Raw genomic sequence first — 589 nt, 5'->3', positions numbered from 1 at the left:
TTGGTCATAGAACCTGTAATACTCCCCCCTCCTCCAGATGCTGTTAAGGTTCTCGCAGAATTCTGACGGCTTTGAAGCGCTGCTACTTGATTATTGGCTTGCACTGCTTGGTTCTGATAACCAAGATTTTGCGCTATCCTATAAAGCTCTTCTGCTGGATTAACCCCCTTTTGGGCGCAAGTCGCTACAATCGTACGCAGTTCATCCCCTATAATCGCATCTATCGTGCTCTTTTGCGCATAAGTCGGATAAACAGAAGACCAAGCACTTAATTGCTTTGCACGCGTCTCATAAAGAAAATCTGCCGCCGCATCAAAATCACTGTATTTATCTTTAATTGATGTAACAGAACTTTCTAAAAACTGGTTCAAATGTCCATTAAATTCATGGGATTCAATAGCTTGCCTTTGAACATCTTGTTGTGCACGAATATACGCATCTTGCTCTTGAAGCTTTTTTCCCATCCAACCCATGTAGCCAATAATGTCTTGTGTAGGATCTGGAGGTCCGCCTTCACCTTCAACCATTGGCGTCTGAGATTGAGGTTCATAAAACTTGACAAGCGCTTCACGGGCTTGTTGAGCTTGTT

General features: G+C 43.3%; 1 protein-coding gene. It reads right to left on the bottom strand.

All coding sequences use genetic code 11. From position 1 onward, the window contains the following. Positions 1-589: hypothetical protein (locus tag ACFIM1_RS09465; RefSeq protein ID WP_375694706.1), on the bottom strand; the 589-nt coding region annotated here is incomplete at both ends.

The sequence above is a fragment of the Bartonella sp. AC158YNML genome (assembly GCF_042196725.1).
GTDB lineage: Bacteria > Pseudomonadota > Alphaproteobacteria > Rhizobiales > Rhizobiaceae > Bartonella.
This window is presented reverse-complemented; position numbering and strand designations above follow the sequence as displayed.